The following is a 16,588-nucleotide window of genomic DNA, read 5'->3' as shown; positions in this document are numbered from 1 at the left end:
TTATTAAGAAGAAAAATTGAGATACTTACTAAATATTAACACCATTTTGAGTATTATTGCACAAAAACTACTCAAGGATTTTCAATAATATGCCCTTATCAAATTTGAATGATGAACAATACTCTTCAGCAACAGCAATTTTAGGACACAATTTAACAATTGCGAGTGCTGGAACAGGCAAAACTTCTACAATCGTTGGTAGAATAGGGCATCTTTTACACAGCGGGGTGAAACCAGAACAGATCTTGCTTTTAACATTTACAAATAAAGCGGCAGCTGAGATGATTATGCGTGTAGCAAAATTTTTTGATGAAACAACAGCTAAGTCAATTGTGTCTGGAACTTTTCATAGTGTGAGTTATAAACTTCTTAAAAAAGAGCAACTACCTATAACATTAAAACAGCCAAATGAACTCAAAACACTTTTTAAGTCTATTTATGAGAAAAGAGTGTTTGTAGATCAAACTGATGTAAAGCCTTATGATGGTGGCTATTTATATGATATGTATAGTTTATATCTCAATAGTAGCTATGATGAAGATTTTGAAACTTGGATGGGTAATAAAAATGAAGATCAAAAACAGTATACCCTTATATATCAAGATGTTGTCGATGAGTTCAATAAACTAAAGAAAAAATATGGTTATGTCAATTTTGATGATTTGTTAACAAATATGATTGAGCTACAACAAACAAAAGCCTATGACTTTGTTGAGATTTTGGTTGATGAATATCAAGATACAAATCCTTTACAAGGAAAAATACTTGATGGTTTTAAACCTAAGAGTTTATTTTGTGTAGGTGATTATGATCAAAGTATTTATGCTTTTAATGGTAGTGATATCAATATTATCTCCTCTTTTGATACACGCTATCATAAAGCTGAGATATTTACACTTGATAAAAACTATCGTTCAACTGCTCCTATACTCAATCTTGCAAATAAAGTGATACAAAACAACCCTCGAATCTATGAAAAGTCTTTAAAAGTGGTACGACCTGAAAAAAATCATTCTCCACAACTTTTAAAATTTGATGAGTTGTATATGCAATATGAGTTTATTTCTAAAAAGATTTTACAAACAAAAACACCAAAAGAAGAGATAGCCATCATATATAGAAATAATTCAAGTGCTGATGGAATTGAAGCAAACTTACGAGATGCTGGAATAGAGTGTAAAAGAAAGGGTGGTCATAGTTTTTTTGACGCAAGAGAGATTAAAGTGATTCTTGACTTGATTGTTTTAATGGTAAATAGTAATGATATGATGGCATTTATCCATCTAATAGAATATGGAAAAAACATAGGAAAGGCTATTGCAAAAGATATTTTTGAAGCACTTTTACGAGTAGGGCATGGAAATATTTTTCACGGTCTACTCAATCCTGATAACTCTATTATTAAACCTTATCAAAGTAGAAAAGTTAGTAATGTTCAGTTGGGACTTTTTGATGATTTTATAGAGATGGGAAGTGTTGGAAAATTTAAAGATTTAGGTTGGGATGTGAGATTTTTAAATAACAATATTTTAAAACATCCAAAGTTAACTTTAGAGGGTGGCATATTTTTGTATGATTTTTATACTTTAATCAAAGAATTAAAAAGAATACAAAATCCAAAAAATATGATTGTTCATATTCAGAAGCATAAGTTTTTTGAGACAATTATAGAAACATTGTGTACACATCGAGCAAAACAAAAAGATGGAACTATCAATGAAAGTATTAAAAGTTCAGCAAAACTTAAATCTCATAGAAGAGTTGAAACTCTAAAGCAATTATCAAATAGACATACAAATTTAAATAATTTTATCAATGCTATGATTTTAGGTGGTGGAGAGATGAGTGAGGGAGGAGGGGTAAACTTACTTTCTGTTCATGCGAGTAAAGGGTTGGAGTTTAAAGAGGTTTATGTAGTTGATCTTATGGATGGAAGATTTCCAAACCGAACACTTATGAGTAAAGGTGGAAGTTTAGAAGAGGAGCGACGACTATTTTATGTAGCAGTTACAAGAGCAAAAGATATTTTATATCTTAGTTATGCTTCTTATGACAGAGTCAAAAAATTAGATTTTGTATTTAGCCCCTTTTTACAAGAGGCTGGACTTATCAAAGAAACTGCTGAGTAATGATCTGTATACTATACTAAGTCTTTAATAGTTTCTTCTATATTTTCATATTTAAAAGTAAAACCACTATTTATAAGATGAGTTGGTATTGCTTTTTGTCCATCTGTTAAAACTTTTGCACCTTCACTTAAAAGTAAATTGAGTACAAATTGTGGAATAGGTAAAATTGTTGGGCGGTTTAGTATTTTTCCTAATGCTTTTGTGAGACCATAGTTTGTCGTAGGTTGAGGTGCTGTTAGATTAAATATTCCATTTTCAAGTTCATTTTCAATTACGAATATATAGGCATTTATTAAGTCATCTATGTGAATAAATGAGAATGATTGAGAACCATCACCAATAGTTCCCCCAATTCCAAGTTTAAAAGGAGTAAGCATTTTAGCTAATGCTCCACCATCTCCTAATACAATACCAAATCTAAAAATAGAAACTCTCATTCCAAGTTCTTTTGCTTTTAAAGCTTCCGTTTCCCAATCTTGACATAATTGTCCTAAAAAGTCATTTGCATAATTTTGGGTATCTTCATTATATGTATCATCATTTTTATAAATACCCACAGCACTTGTTGATATAAATGTTTTAGGTTTTATTTTTGCAAGAGAAAATGCTTTTACTAAAGCTTTAGTTGTATCAATTCTACTACTATAAAGTAGTTTCTTATAACTTTCAGACCATCTATTAATGATATTTGCACCCGCTAAATTTATAACTACATCGGCACCATCTATTTTAGAGATTAATTGTGATATATTATGTAAGTCATCTCTTGATGTTGCTATAACTTCATAGCCTTTTGTCGTAAAGGTATTTGTGAGTTGTGAACCCACAAAACCACTAGCTCCTACTATAATCATTTTTTTCATAAAAAATCTCCTTTAGATATAATATATCATTTTATCATATTTAAATGGACTTTTGTATCTTTTTATAGCGATAATATGAAAGACTCTCTCTTTATTTTAAATCATCTATATTTATTCTTAAAGCTTTGGCAAGAGTAATTGCTCTTTTCTTTTTCTTCGAGTGAAATATCTCTCTTAGATGAGTGATACTATTTTGTTTTTTGTTGATCTCAAAATAACTTAGTGCTAATAAAATATGAAGTTCAGTATCAGATCTTTTTATTTTTTGTTTCATTTTTTTTGTAAGCGTTGTAATAGTAGATTTATAATCATGTTTATTATAATACAAATTTGCTAGTATTTTTGTATATTTTTTCTTTTTTGCAAGTTTTGAATGAGATAGTTTTATTATTGCTTTATCGTATTCTTTTGCGTTTAAATAACTAGAGATAAGAAGTCCAAATGTTTCTTTATTTTCTTTAAGAAAGTTTTCTTTAAAGGCAAGTTCGAGAGTACTACTTGCTTTTTGATAGAGTTCATTTTGGAATAATAAGTTTACAAAAAATAGTGTATGCTTTTTTTGATCAAGAACATTTTTTTTGTAGCTAAGTTCTATAGTAGAAAGGGCTTTTTTGTATTTTTTGTTTTCTTGATACAAAGAAGCTAGTTGAAGCCAATAGTTTTTTTGTGTGTACCATTTCCTTGTCATAACTTTCAAAGTTTTGATGGCGTTTTTATGGTCTTTGAGTTCTATGTAAGAAGCATATAATATTTGATAAATATTTTCTTTTTTTTCTTTCGAAACTGAAATAAATTTTTGGCTATAAAAAATACTTTTTTTGAAATTTTGAGTGTAGTAATAAGCAAAAACAAAAATCTCATAAATATCTTTTTTGTCTATTTTTGAATTCTTTAGTAGCTCATGTGATAATTTTAGACTCTGAGAATATTGCTCTAAAGATAAATATATTCTTGATAAAGAAAATTTAATTTCATCGATTCTTTCTTTGTCTAGTGCATTTAACTTTATAATAGTTTCGTAGTATTTTTTACTTGATTTATAGTCACCATTATGAAGTGATATATTTGCTAAATATTGGTAAGCATACGATTGTACATAGCTATTTTTTTCTTCTAAAAGTGTATTTAAAAGTATTTTTGCTTCTTTAATCTTATCTTCTTCTATACTTTTTTGTGCCTCCATTAGTAAGTTGTAACTTTTTTGGGACATGGTTGCATTGGCATGTAGCATTGCACTAAATAGTAGCATCATTAATATTATTTTTTTCATTTTGATAACCTATAATTAAATGTAATTGTTGCATCAGTAAGAGTAGTTGGATCAGCCCCTTTAATTGGTTTAAATCGCCATTTTTTAATCGCTCTTAATGCTGATCTTTCAAATAAACCTTCAGGAGTTGCTTTGAGTATCATTGGATTGTGTACATATCCATTGGCATCAATTTGAAATTGAACTTCAACCGAACCCTCTTTTTTAGTAAGTTTTGCTCTTCTTGGGTATTTTGGATAAATTTTACTAAGTGTCATAAGTGTATTGGCATCAATAAGACCAATATTTGCATTGATTTGAGCACCTGTCAATGATGATATTGCAGACAAGTCAATATTTTTTGTAATAATTGGTTGAATCTTTACATTCTTTTGAATTTTCATTTTCATTTTTGGTTTTTCAATATCAATTTTTTTAAGTTTTTGTACTTCTGGCTTCTTTGGTTTTATTCGTTTCTTTTCATTTACTTGGGAATCTTTTGTATCTCTTAAATATACAAGTTGAGGAATTTCATCTCTTTCTAGTTGACCCATATTTTTAACACTAGTCATTCTTTCCATCCCAATAAAAATAGCCAAACTTACTCCTAAGGCTAAAACAAATGAAAGTAGTAGTCTCATATTAATTCTTTAAAGCAGAGATAGAGATTTCATGGATACCAGCAAGTCTTATTTGATCCATTACTTTGATGAGTGTATCTGTTTTAGCTTCTTTATCTGATTGTATGACAATACTATTTTGAGAGTTAAGTGATTTTAGTTTTTCTATATTTGCTCGTACTGCTCGTAAATCTACAATTCTTTTATCTATCCATATTTCATCATTATTTTTAATAGCTACTATAATATTTGCTTTTGCTTTTTGTTCACTTGTAGCAGCGCTTGGACGATTTACTTGAATTCCTGCTTCTTTTACAAAAGAGGTGGTCACAATAAAAAATATAAGCATGATAAATACAACATCAAGCATGGGTGTAAGATTGATTTCTGTTTCCTCTTTTGTTCGTCTGTTTGTAAATCTTTTCATCTATATAACCTTTGATATTTCTAAGTCTAGTTTGTCTATTTGATAATTTATAGTAGTTTCTAGTTTTTTTTCAAATAGTATTCCACTCAATGCTATAACCATTCCTGCCATAGTAGGAATAGTTGCCATTGAAACACCATTTGCCATAGATTTTACATCACCATTTCCTATGATTGCCATTACATCAAAAACTTCAATCATCCCTGTTACTGTTCCTAAAAGTCCAACCAATGGACAGACTATAATGAGCGTTTTTATAAAATCTAAACCATCGTTTAGTTGAAGTCGTATATCTTCAACAATATGTGTTTGTATCTCTTGAATAAATTTTTGATCGTAACTATTTGTTTTTACATTTTGTAAGATCTCTTTTCTTTGCTTCTTAAATGTAAAATAAAGATATACAAATCTATCGATTAATAATCCCCATAGAAAAAAAGCTATGAAAAATACGATATAAAGTACACTTCCTCCTCTATCAAAAAAATGACTAAGGTCATCAATATATATGGCAAACATCTATTTTAAATTCTTTGCTAACATACCTATACTTTGTTCTTCGAGTATCGATACAATACGATTTGATTTAGAAGCTAAATAAGTATAAGCAAATAATAACGGTATAGCTGTAACTAGACCTAATACTGTTGTCATAAGTGCTGTTGAGATTCCTCCTGCCATAAGTTTTGGATCACCAGTTCCAAATAGTGTGATAGCTTGAAAAGTTGCTATCATACCAGTTACAGTCCCAAGTAATCCAAGCAATGGTGTAACAGCAGCTAAAAGTTTTATAAAACTCTCACCACTTTTAATAATATTTATCTCTTTGAGTATACTTTCATTCATTGATATCTCTAAATCATTGAGTGGTTTATCTTTATTATCATAAAATGTTTGAGCTATATTTCCTAATGAGTTATTATGTATAGGAGTTGTAATATCTTTTATTTGTTGATTGATAGCTTTTTGAGTGATATATAATAAAACTACTTTGTACAATGCAAATAATAGACCTAAAAGACCTAATGCTATAATAATATATCCAATAACACCACCTTGGTTTATTCTATCCATCATCGTTGGTTTCATATCTAGTAAAGATAATAGTGAACCTTTTGTTGGATCGATTACAATATTTTTGAGTTCTCCTTGTGACTTTTCAAATTCATTTGCTCTATTTTGAATAGCATTTGAAGGTTGTGTTGAAAGCTCTATAAGTGAATTTATATCACCATCATATTGTAGATATTTTCCTTGAGATACTGCTGCAAACTGACCCACTTTTGTAACTGTTTGTAGGTGTTTTGTTCCGTCATTTAAAATGACATTTGCTTTATACTGAGAAACTGTACCACTTTTGATGATCTCATCAAGCATAGTGTGCCAAAATATTGTAATCTCATCAGTATTTGGAAGTTTTTTAGTATTGGCAAATCGTGAAAAAATCTCTTTTTTTTCAGGACTTTGTGATGCACTCAATGAACTATCATAGTTGGTTAAAAAATCAGAAGATATCTGTCGAATACTTCCAAACATCTCACCCAAATCTCCTACTTTTATATTCAATGATGTTTCTTTTTTTATTAAAGTTTTTTCATTTTTATCAATTGTATTTTTTAATCTTACTGTTTTTTTATTTTCTTTTTTTAATAATGCTTTTGTATTATTTAATATCTGTTTTTGTTTGTTTTTATTATCAATAAACTTTTGAAGTCTTTTACTCTCTTCTAATAGTTCTTGTTTTGATTCTTTTTTTACATCAGTTAAAAGATTTTCTAAGTTTAATGCAAAAAGTTGGTTTGTAATAAATATGAAAGTGAATAAAATTTTTATCATTTTAGTTTTCCTCGTATGTTAAAAATGGTAATTCTAATAATTCTACATTTTGTTGTTTTTTAGCTATTTTTATAGCAGTTCTGATATTTGATTGTGCTGTTGTATCAGTCACAGTTAACCACTTTTTATTTTTATTATCCCAAAAAGCGTAGTTTTTAAAATCTAAACTTTGTGAATATAGTCCTACTCGACCAATTCTAAGAATATTGTATGTTTTATTATCTATTTGGGATTCGTATGATTCGATTGAATTTGCATAGTCGTATTCTATTTTAAATGCTTCAAGAATAATTCTAAATTTTTCAGCCGTTTTTATATCGGCTCTATTTAAGTTTTTTTCGAGTCGTTGTACTCTTTGTTTTCGCTCCTTAAGTAAAAATGGAGTGTCAGCATCAATAAGTACTTTTAAACTTCCAATCATATCTGCCATAAGAGGATAAATATTTTTATGTGTTTGTTCTATCTCTACTAACTGTTTGTTTATATTTTTTATTTCAGTATTTTGTGAATTTATTAGTTTTTGAAGTTGGTTATTATATTTAATTGTATTTTGAAGCTCTTTATTTGTGTACTTATATTCTTCAAGATGTACATTTTTAACTTCATCTTCTTTATTGATTTTGAGTTGAATTTTTTCTAGTTTTGTATTTGTTTTTTCAATAGTAGTAATAGCTTTATCAATTTGATTGGCTAGTAGTAATGATTGAAATAATACTAAAAGAGAGAGTAGTTTATAGAGATGTTTCATTAGATTCCTTTAAAATGTATGATTTTGAGAATTATAATCATTATATTATAATAAAATGCTTAATTACTATGTACACAAGGTAATTAAGGCATTTGAATCAACTTGTTTATATAAAGCCTTAATGAAATATTGAATATAACGATTTAAAAAGAAAATCTTTATTATGTTGATATCTTATAATAGATTCTTTTACATGAATTTTATTATTATGTTTGTTTAATCCTCTAAATTTTTTGAGTCTTTGCACTATAAATTCTTCATGAGTATTTATAGTAGAAAAAAAAGTTGATACAAAATATTCTTTTGCTTGAGAGTCATAGAATATTTTTGCACTATTCACTTTTTTGTTTGATATGAGGCTATTTTTAATATGAGCATTTATCACATCATATATTTTTTCAAGTTTTCCATCTAACTCATCCAAAATATAAAACATATCATTATGTTGTATATAGTATATGATATGAGTCCCAAGTGTGAAATATTTTATAATAAATGATTCTTTACAATACATTTTATTTAAATTTATATAGTTTTTAGAATCTTGTGTTTCTATTAAAAATTCTCTCATCATCTTATAATATGAGTTTATAGTTTGTCTGCTCAGGGCTAACTCTTTAGCTGTAGCACTTGCTGTGAAATCATATGCAAAAAAATAACATATTTTTTTTAATTGTTGGTTATTTATTTTTGCATTTTTTAAATACTTATTGATATTCTCTATTTTTGACATATTATATTATAGGAAAAAAATATGTGTAAAAAATGTGAATGAGTATCATTACTATAAAATAATCTTATACTTGTCATGAAAGAAATTTGCATTAGGAATTCATAAGGTGGAATTTGAAATAATTCGAGCGTTAAATTAGTAATTATGATAATCAATATCGTAAATAAAGGGATAAAATGAAAAAAAACAAAGTTATAGGGTTGTCACTGTATGCAATTTTAGCATTACAGGTTGCTGCTTTTGGAGAGAGTGTAAATGCCTTGGAAAGTGTAGATGTTATCTCTTCAGATGAAAAAAAAGAGTCATATACTGTAGAGTCGATGTCTACATCAACTAAATTGAATTTATCGATAAAAGATACACCACAATCAGTGAGTGTATTTACACGACAAAAATTAGATGATTTAGGAATAAATTCTTACTCTGATATGTTAGCTAATGTAACTGGTGTGACACTTGATAGATGGGATGAAAGATTACATTCTAGTGCACGAGGTTTTGTTATCGATTATTATAAAATTGATGGTATGCCTACTTACAATGCTTATAATGATAGAGATCTTGATTTATCAATGTATGAACGAGTAGAAATTGTTAAGGGAGCTAATGGATTAACTACAGGTGCAGGAAATCCAGGAATGAGTATAAACCTTGTTCGGAAAAAAGCAAATAGTAAAGATTTAAAAGGAACTTTAAAGCTAGAAGCTGGCTCATGGGACTCTTATGGTGCAACTGTAGATATAGGTTCGAGCTTAAATAAGAATGAAACTATTCGTGGAAGGGTTGTGTTAAAACATAAAAATTCAAACTCATTTATGGATAAATATAATTCTGAAAATAATTTATTTTATGGTGTTATAGATGCTGATTTAAGTGATAATACAAATGTTTCTGTTGGGGTTTCATATCAAGAGATAAATAAAAATGGAATTAGATGGGGTGGATTACCTGCATATCATACTGATGGAACATTTACAAATTTTGATAGATCAAAAACAGTTTCAGAAGATTGGACATACTGGGATACTGAAATTATATCTGTATTTACAGATTTAAAACATAATTTTGCTAATGGAGTATCGTTAAATACAAACTATTCGTATAATGAAATATCGAAAGACACAGCATTACTATACTTTACTGGTGCAGTAGATAAGGCTACAGGAGCTGGTACTTCTTCTATGGATTGGGAAGCAAGTGAAGAAAAAAAAGAACATGATTTTGATATAAATGTAAATATACCATTTGAACTTGGAGGACTAGAACAAGAGATAATTATAGGAACGACATATAATTTATCAAAACAAACAAAATATGATGCAAGATATCCTAATGGATACTATGATAGTGTTGCTAATTTTTATAATTATAATATTTCTCTTCCTTCAAATTCAAATACAGATGTTCCTTATGTAGTTGAACCTGAACAAATAGAACAAAAAGCTATTTATTTAGCTGGTAAATTTCAAGTAACAGATGAAGTAAAAGTAATAGCAGGAACTCGTTTATCTTCTTATAAATACACAAGTGATGACAATAGCAAAGATACAAGAAAGTTTTCAGAAGAGATAACTCCATATTTAGGATTTGTATACGATTTAAATAAAGAACATTCTTTATATACAAGCTACACAAGTATTTTTAAGCCTCAAGATAATAAAGATGCGAATGGGGATTATTTAGATCCTATAAAGGGAGATAGTTTAGAAGCAGGTATTAAAGGTGAATACTTAGATGAAACATTAAATGCTTCATTATCATTATTTAGGACAAAACAAGATAATATAGGTCAAGATACAGGTCGAAAGACTTTAAATAATGAAACTATATACGAGGCAACAGCTGGTGTAATTAGTAAAGGGATAGAGATTGATATTTCTGGAAAAATTACTGATAATTTTAGTATCGATTTTGGAGTAGCCAATTTTTCTGCAAAAGATAAAGATGATGAAAAATATAATACGAAAGCATCAAGAACTACAGCAAATATATTTGCAAAGTATAAGTTTAAAGATTTTGTATTTGGTGCAGGACTAAATTATAAAAGTAAATATTATGTAGAAGTTGCAGGTAAAGAAACTATAACACAAGAGGCTTTTTATTTAGTGAACGCAATGACTAGTTATGATATAAATAATAATTTAAAAGTACAACTTAATATTCATAACCTTATGGATAAAAAATATTATGAAGGTATTGGTTCAAATAGTATGGTTTATGGATCTCCTAGAAACTTTACAGCAACTTTAAAATATTCATTTTAAATATAAAGAAAGAGTATTAAAAAACTCTTTCTTATTATAATTATGATAATCACTATTAAATTTAATAGAACTTTTACTATAATTCTTTATGATAAATGAAGAATATAAAAACTTAAAAATATTGTATGTTGAAGATGAGCAATTAATTAGAGCTAACGCAGTGTCATATTTACAAAGATTATTTTATCAAGTTTATGAAGCGTGTAATGTTAATGATGCTATACAAATAATCAAAGAGAAAACTCCCCATCTTGTCATCACAGATATAAAAATGCCCAAAAGTAATGGCTTAGATATGATACGAGAAATAAGAAAAAGTGATCAAAAAACGAAGTTCATAGTTTTGAGTGCCTTTACAGATACGAAGTATCTTTTAGATGCTATTGATTTAGGACTTGTAAAATATCTGACAAAACCTATCAAACATGATATATTATACCCTTTACTTATGAAGTGTGCAAAAGAAGTATTTCATAAAAAAGAACATAAAAAATATCTTTCTAAAAAGTGCTATTTTGATACATCAAACGACACCCTTATAAATGATAAATATATAGTGAATCTAACAAAAAATGAATTACTTTTTTTGAAAAATCTTTTCAAAAATTTTCCTCGTTCAGTTACATACGAAGAGTTACAAAATAATATATGGCAAGATGACTATATGAGCGAAAATGCACTAAGACTTTTAGTAAGAGATTTGCGTAAGAAACTACCACAACATAGTATAAAAAATTTGTCAAAAATTGGTTATAAAATAGAGCTTTTTTAATGAAATATATTTTATGTGTAATTTTTATTCTCTCTTCAAGTGTTGGTGATGATTATTTTTATAAAGTGATTCAAAATATTGAAGTTTCGAAGGATTTCAAAAACTACACAAATGTTGATGAGCTTAAATTTACGAAACAAAAAATAAAAAAACTATCTGTTCGAATTACTTTAAATGAAGCAGAAATCAAAAATCAAAAGTTTTATTTAAATATTGTCTCTGATATGGACTCACTGTATAAAACAAATGCACAATATACACAAACTAAAAACAATATACATATTGATTTAACAAATTTAAAAACAAATGTTTTGTATTTTGATTATATTTATGATGAGGTGAAACAAGGTGAATTTCGTTGTGATATTATCAATGAATTTGAGTATCTTTATATGTACCCTTATGAGGGGATAATTTATGGTGTAGCGTATGGGATAATTTTTTGTGCTTTTTTATACTATTTAATTATCTTTTTTTCTACAAATGTCAAAGCTTTTCTGTACTATTCTATCATGCAGTTTTTTGTTTTGTTATCACTTATTGGGTTTGTTTATGTAAGTTTTTTATCTTATCCTAATCAAAATTTTTATCTCACCCAAGCAGTTATTGATATTTGTGAAACTTCTGCTTTTTTATTTACTCTTTTATTTACAAAGGAGATATTAAAAACAAATAAAGTGATGCCTAAAATGAATCTAATTTTGAATCTATTTGTATTTTTAAACATACTCGACATTATTGCAATTTTAGTGTATAAATATTCTATTTTATATGAATATATGCGATTTGATATAGGTTTTTTGATTCCAGTTATAGCAGGTATGATTGCTATATACAAAGGGGATAGGTTTGCATTTATTTATACTTTTGGTTGGTGTATAATGTTTATTTTTGTAAACATAGCCGAAGATCAAATTATACCTATTAGTGGAATATATACTATTCATATCATAGCACCTTTTGAATCCTTGATATTTAGCTTTGCTTTAGGAGTTATGTTAAGAAAACTCATCTATAAACAAAATGAAAAAGAAAAAATGCTTATACATAAAAGTAGACTAGCTTCAATGGGTGAGATGATAAATAACATAGCACATCAATGGAAACAGCCATTGACTCACTTAAGTTATATAAATATGAACTTAGAACTTGCATCTGAGGATAAACAGTTTGATAGAAATTACTTAAAAGTAAAAATTGAAGAGTCCAATCAGCAAATAGATTTTATGTCACATACTATAGATAACTTTAGAGATTTTTACAAGCCAATTAAAGAAAAAAAGAGTTTTCTCATTTCTAAAGCGGTTCAACAATCTATTGATATAATGAAACCAATATTAGAAATCAATAATGTAAATATCAAGTTTTCTATCCTTAAAGATGGTAATCTTCTCTCTTATGAAAATGAATATTCACAAGTGATCTTAAATTTGATTACAAATGCCAAAGATGCATTAATAAGTAGAAATATAGACAATGCTTCTATTACCATAATACTTGATTTTGTAGATAATCAAAGCGTTGTTAGTGTTAACGATAATGCAGGTGGAATAAAACAAGAAAATATAGAAAAAATATTTGAACCTTATTTTACCACAAAAGAAACAGGCAGTGGAATAGGGCTTTATATGTCACAAACTATTATAGATTCGCATTTTAAGGGAGTACTCAAAGTTTCAAATAAAGCCAATGGTGCTTGTTTTCAAGTTATTGTTTAGACTCTTGTATCATTCTAATAATTTTATCAGTATTTCTTTTACTTACATAAATACTTAAAACTATTAAAAGTAAAGTAATACTAATAAGAACAATATATGGTAAACTCCAACTATTTCTTGATGTCATATTTTTAGAAAGCTTTTTTGGTTGTTTTGTTTCAGTTATTTTAGTTACATCAAATCCATCAATTGGAGCTATACCCTCTTTAACAATTGTATGCCCTGGTCCTCCGTCAAGTACAACTTGATAAGGTTCTTTTGGTATAGCTATTGTGAGTTCTCCATCATCAGGAAGTCTTTTTTGAAAAAGTATTGCACCATTATTGAGTGCTTCTAGTCGAATCAGTGCATCAACAGCACTTTGTCCTGTACTAAATGTCCCTGCTATAGTCATTGTATTGTCATCATTATCCATAATATTCATAATAAGTGTATGAGCATAGATGTTTGTTACTAGTAATAAAAAAAGAGTGCTTAGTAGTTTTTTCATAATTTTTCCTTTAAAGGTCTTTTGACCAAAATTTTTGTATTTCATTGTTTTTTTGCGGTAGTCTAAACCCAACTATAAGAAGTAATATTCCAAATATCATCAACCCAATATCGACACTTACTATCTGCACTAGACCTTGATTCCATAACTGAATCAACGAAAAGTCACTGTTTATATAGTGGAAAATTGGCGAGAGTATAAATAAAACTCCTGCTAATTTTAAAAACTCTTTTGCTGCTTGATAGGAGTTGATACGATACAAAGACCAAGTAAAAGTAGCCAGCCAAGAAACAAAAAATATCCCCTCTTGCCAGATAAATCTATCTTTCAAATCAAATGGCAGAGTCCATTGCATTGCAAAAAGCAAAGCTGTTGCAGGTAATACACCTATCATAACACTTAATGAGAGTTTTGCCATCCAATGATAAAATGGTATGTTTCGAGGAAATTTTTTCGCTTTTTTTTCAAGCCAAAGTAATACTCCAAATCCTAAACCAAATGCAGATACACTCATAATAGTTGCTATTAGTAATCTAGTAAAAGTATCTACCCCAAATAAAAAATGTAAAAAATACATACTATCAAAAAATAATCCAGACCAGTGTTTATCCATCACTTTATGCTGTCGAACAAGTGATCCATCAACTGCACTTAAAGTTATGCTTGGTTTATTTGATATACCATTTAAAAATGGCATATATGGATTGTATCCCTCTATTTTTACTTGTGCACTAATATCTTTCCAATTTATTAAAGTAATTTTTTGAAAGTCGATGGCAGGATTTATTGTACTTGCCTTTTGTATAAGTTCCCCAATAGGTAACATATCTGCAGATATATTTTGTTTCTCTACATTTTGAATTGGAGGAAATAGAATAGGGGATGTCAAATCAAAAATTCGGTGTGTTTCACCTTTGGAAACTAAGTAAGTCATAGGAGCTGAAGCTGTATATCCAATATTCATCAATGCACCAGTTAAAGTGATGATAATAAAAGGGGGAAATACCCAAGTTAATATTTTTCTATGAAGTTTGGAAAATCTACTTATAGGTTTTTTCGCATTATTATTATACTTGATCATTATGACAAGAATCAGTCCCCCAATAATTAAAAATAATCCCCCAACTGCAACAAAACCAAAGATAAGATATCCAAAAGTTTTGAGTGGTCTTCCATAGTGCATATGGTTAAGAAATTTTGCAAGTTGAGATTGATCACCTTCATTATTTATCTGTTCTTTTGTATTTGGATCAAAATACACAGGCTCAACAAACTGATGTGAAACTTTTAAGATAGGGTCATGTTGATATCCAGGGAGTGTTATTTGGATATTATTTGTAGGAAAATTAGGATCAGAGATTACTGGATCTATCATTGTTGCATAATCGATTTTTGTTACATCCATATATTCAATGTGTCGTGAGGGTTTTTCCCACACTTGAATATAGGGTAATAAAATTGCAAATATCCCAAAAAACACAGCAAGATACATAACCAAAGAAAAAGTTATACCAGCAGCAACATGCACTCTTTGTAGTCTTTGTTTTAAGAAAATAGTAGTTTCTTTCATCTTATTTACTTCCATAATATGCAAATGTAATTGCAATTGCAAAGATTAAAGAGGGGATTACAGATCGAAGTAATGCGATCCATTTTGTAGGTGAAATGGAGATCCAAAGAGCTACAACTGCCCATGCAAGAGTATTGAGCATCAATGGAATAGTAATTGACTTTGAAGCTTCAGTTGGGATAAGAAAAACTAAAAGAGTCATTCCTAAATAAGCTACTATAAGCCCTCCAAATATTGCACAAAGTGTTCTAAAAAGACCGATTCGTCGACCACTTTTTTCAGGAGTGGAGAGAGTTTTATATATATTTTTGAATATCATCAAAATACCTTATAAGTAATTTTGATAATGATAATCAAAAGTAATTAAATTGTCACTTAAATGGATAACTCACTAGACAAGGGCAGTTTGAAAGCTTACCCTTATTATTTTATACAATCACTCTTGCTTCACTAATAAATTGATCCATACCATAAGGATCAGTAGCAACAAAAATATATTTTTTATCATTTAACATAACTTTAGCTTTTGTAATCTCTACATTATCTTCTCCATTAAAATAGTCTTTGTTAAGATATTTGATAGTGTAAATAGTATTTTCTTTTAAATCTAAAGCTTCTAATTCTTTTTGTGTATGTGCTTGAAAACTCATTATGTACTCCTTTTAAAAATAAATAACTATTATTATAGATTATAATATCTTTAAATATAGTTAGTATTTATTACAATACTTTTATATTATCTAGGATAATATCCCAATAACTAGAAAGTAACAATTAAATGGAGTATATATGGAACAAGAAAGAAGAAACGAAGCAGAACTATTGATAAAAAAAGTACTAAAAGAGAAGTCATTTCTCGTTTTAACGGAAAATGAAAAACATTTTTTAATAGATGTATATAATGACGAGATGAAAATCGCGAGTGATGATTATGAAAACTATCAAAAATTGCCTGAGTCACAAAAACTAGTAAATATCGTTATCTTAGCATTAAAAGAGTATATTGGAAGTTGGCATGTTTCAACAAAAGAGATGGAAGATATCTCAAAATACATTGAAAGTATCTCAAATTTTGAATAATTTATAGAACTACTTATAAATATGGCAAAATGCAATATTTCATAATATATGTAAAAAATTACGATATTATCTCTTATTTTAGGAGATAT

General features: G+C 28.1%; 17 protein-coding genes. 5 read left to right on the top strand and 12 right to left on the bottom strand.

Annotated elements, in window-relative coordinates; translation table 11 throughout:
* Positions 1-89: 89 nt before the first annotated feature.
* A complete protein-coding gene (locus ACMCMH_RS01510) occupies positions 90-2,129 on the top strand; it encodes an ATP-dependent helicase (RefSeq protein WP_412726403.1) in 2,040 nt (679 codons plus the stop codon).
* An 11-nt stretch (positions 2,130-2,140) separates the two neighbouring features.
* Here ACMCMH_RS01510 and ACMCMH_RS01505 read toward each other — a convergent pair whose 3' ends face one another.
* The 8 genes from ACMCMH_RS01505 to ACMCMH_RS01470 all read right to left on the bottom strand — a co-directional run bounded on the left by ACMCMH_RS01505 (position 2,141) and on the right by ACMCMH_RS01470 (position 8,605).
* Positions 2,141-2,992, bottom strand: coding sequence for a TIGR01777 family oxidoreductase (locus tag ACMCMH_RS01505; protein WP_412726401.1), 852 nt, complete (start codon positions 2,990-2,992; stop codon positions 2,141-2,143).
* A 91-nt stretch (positions 2,993-3,083) separates the two neighbouring features.
* The gene (locus ACMCMH_RS01500) at positions 3,084-4,262 is read right to left on the bottom strand and encodes a tetratricopeptide repeat protein (protein WP_412726399.1); all 1,179 of its coding nucleotides are present in this window, start codon (positions 4,260-4,262) and stop codon (positions 3,084-3,086) included.
* Entirely contained in the window at positions 4,259-4,882 is a 624-nt protein-coding gene (locus ACMCMH_RS01495; RefSeq protein WP_412726397.1) for an energy transducer TonB, read from the bottom strand. Before ACMCMH_RS01495 ends, ACMCMH_RS01500 begins: the two co-directional genes overlap by 4 nt.
* Position 4,883: 1 nt before the next feature.
* Entirely contained in the window at positions 4,884-5,288 is a 405-nt protein-coding gene (locus ACMCMH_RS01490) for an ExbD/TolR family protein (RefSeq protein ID WP_412726395.1), read from the bottom strand.
* Positions 5,289-5,807 (bottom strand): MotA/TolQ/ExbB proton channel family protein, encoded by a 519-nt coding sequence (locus ACMCMH_RS01485; RefSeq protein ID WP_412726393.1) that lies wholly within the window; start codon positions 5,805-5,807, stop codon positions 5,289-5,291.
* Positions 5,808-7,124, bottom strand: a complete 1,317-nt coding sequence (locus ACMCMH_RS01480; RefSeq protein ID WP_412726391.1) for a MotA/TolQ/ExbB proton channel family protein — start codon at positions 7,122-7,124, stop codon at positions 5,808-5,810.
* A gap of 1 nt (position 7,125) precedes the next feature.
* Positions 7,126-7,872 carry a DUF3450 domain-containing protein gene (locus tag ACMCMH_RS01475; protein ID WP_412726389.1) on the bottom strand — a complete coding sequence of 249 codons (747 nt, stop codon included), beginning with the start codon at positions 7,870-7,872 and terminating at the stop codon, positions 7,126-7,128.
* A gap of 118 nt (positions 7,873-7,990) precedes the next feature.
* Positions 7,991-8,605: a hypothetical protein gene (locus ACMCMH_RS01470; RefSeq protein WP_412726387.1), complete on the bottom strand. Its 615-nt coding sequence runs from the start codon at positions 8,603-8,605 to the stop codon at positions 7,991-7,993.
* Between the two features lie 176 nt (positions 8,606-8,781).
* Between ACMCMH_RS01470 and ACMCMH_RS01465 the strand changes: the two genes are divergently transcribed.
* From ACMCMH_RS01465 to ACMCMH_RS01455, 3 genes are all read left to right on the top strand, one after another.
* Positions 8,782-10,869, top strand: coding sequence for a TonB-dependent siderophore receptor (locus tag ACMCMH_RS01465; protein WP_412726385.1), 2,088 nt, complete (start codon positions 8,782-8,784; stop codon positions 10,867-10,869).
* Between the two features lie 88 nt (positions 10,870-10,957).
* Positions 10,958-11,641 carry a response regulator transcription factor gene (locus ACMCMH_RS01460; protein WP_412726383.1) on the top strand — a complete coding sequence of 228 codons (684 nt, stop codon included), beginning with the start codon at positions 10,958-10,960 and terminating at the stop codon, positions 11,639-11,641.
* A complete protein-coding gene (locus tag ACMCMH_RS01455) occupies positions 11,641-13,359 on the top strand; it encodes a sensor histidine kinase (protein WP_412726381.1) in 1,719 nt (572 codons plus the stop codon). The genes ACMCMH_RS01460 and ACMCMH_RS01455 overlap by 1 nt, the downstream gene beginning before the upstream one ends.
* Here ACMCMH_RS01455 and ACMCMH_RS01450 read toward each other — a convergent pair.
* The 4 genes from ACMCMH_RS01450 to ACMCMH_RS01435 form a co-directional block, all read right to left on the bottom strand.
* The gene (locus ACMCMH_RS01450; protein ID WP_412726379.1) at positions 13,349-13,849 is read right to left on the bottom strand and encodes a hypothetical protein; all 501 of its coding nucleotides are present in this window, start codon (positions 13,847-13,849) and stop codon (positions 13,349-13,351) included. The two genes, ACMCMH_RS01455 and ACMCMH_RS01450, sit on opposite strands and share 11 nt — an antisense overlap.
* A 10-nt stretch (positions 13,850-13,859) precedes the next feature.
* Entirely contained in the window at positions 13,860-15,419 is a 1,560-nt protein-coding gene (locus ACMCMH_RS01445; protein WP_412726377.1) for a PepSY-associated TM helix domain-containing protein, read from the bottom strand.
* A gap of 1 nt (position 15,420) precedes the next feature.
* Positions 15,421-15,738, bottom strand: coding sequence for a hypothetical protein (locus ACMCMH_RS01440; protein WP_412726375.1), 318 nt, complete (start codon positions 15,736-15,738; stop codon positions 15,421-15,423).
* Between the two features lie 109 nt (positions 15,739-15,847).
* Complete coding sequence (locus tag ACMCMH_RS01435; RefSeq protein ID WP_412726373.1) at positions 15,848-16,069, bottom strand: hypothetical protein; 222 nt, start codon at positions 16,067-16,069, stop codon at positions 15,848-15,850.
* A gap of 139 nt (positions 16,070-16,208) precedes the next feature.
* Between ACMCMH_RS01435 and ACMCMH_RS01430 the strand changes: the two genes are divergently transcribed.
* Entirely contained in the window at positions 16,209-16,499 is a 291-nt protein-coding gene (locus ACMCMH_RS01430; RefSeq protein WP_412726371.1) for a hypothetical protein, read from the top strand.
* Positions 16,500-16,588 lie beyond the last annotated feature (89 nt).

Origin of the sequence: Arcobacter sp. 15-2 (genome assembly GCF_047159865.1) — a bacterium.
Taxonomy (GTDB): Bacteria; Campylobacterota; Campylobacteria; order Campylobacterales; family Arcobacteraceae; genus JAIOSF01.
The sequence above is the reverse complement of the archived record's forward strand: the minus strand, read 5'-3'. Positions and strand labels throughout refer to the sequence as shown.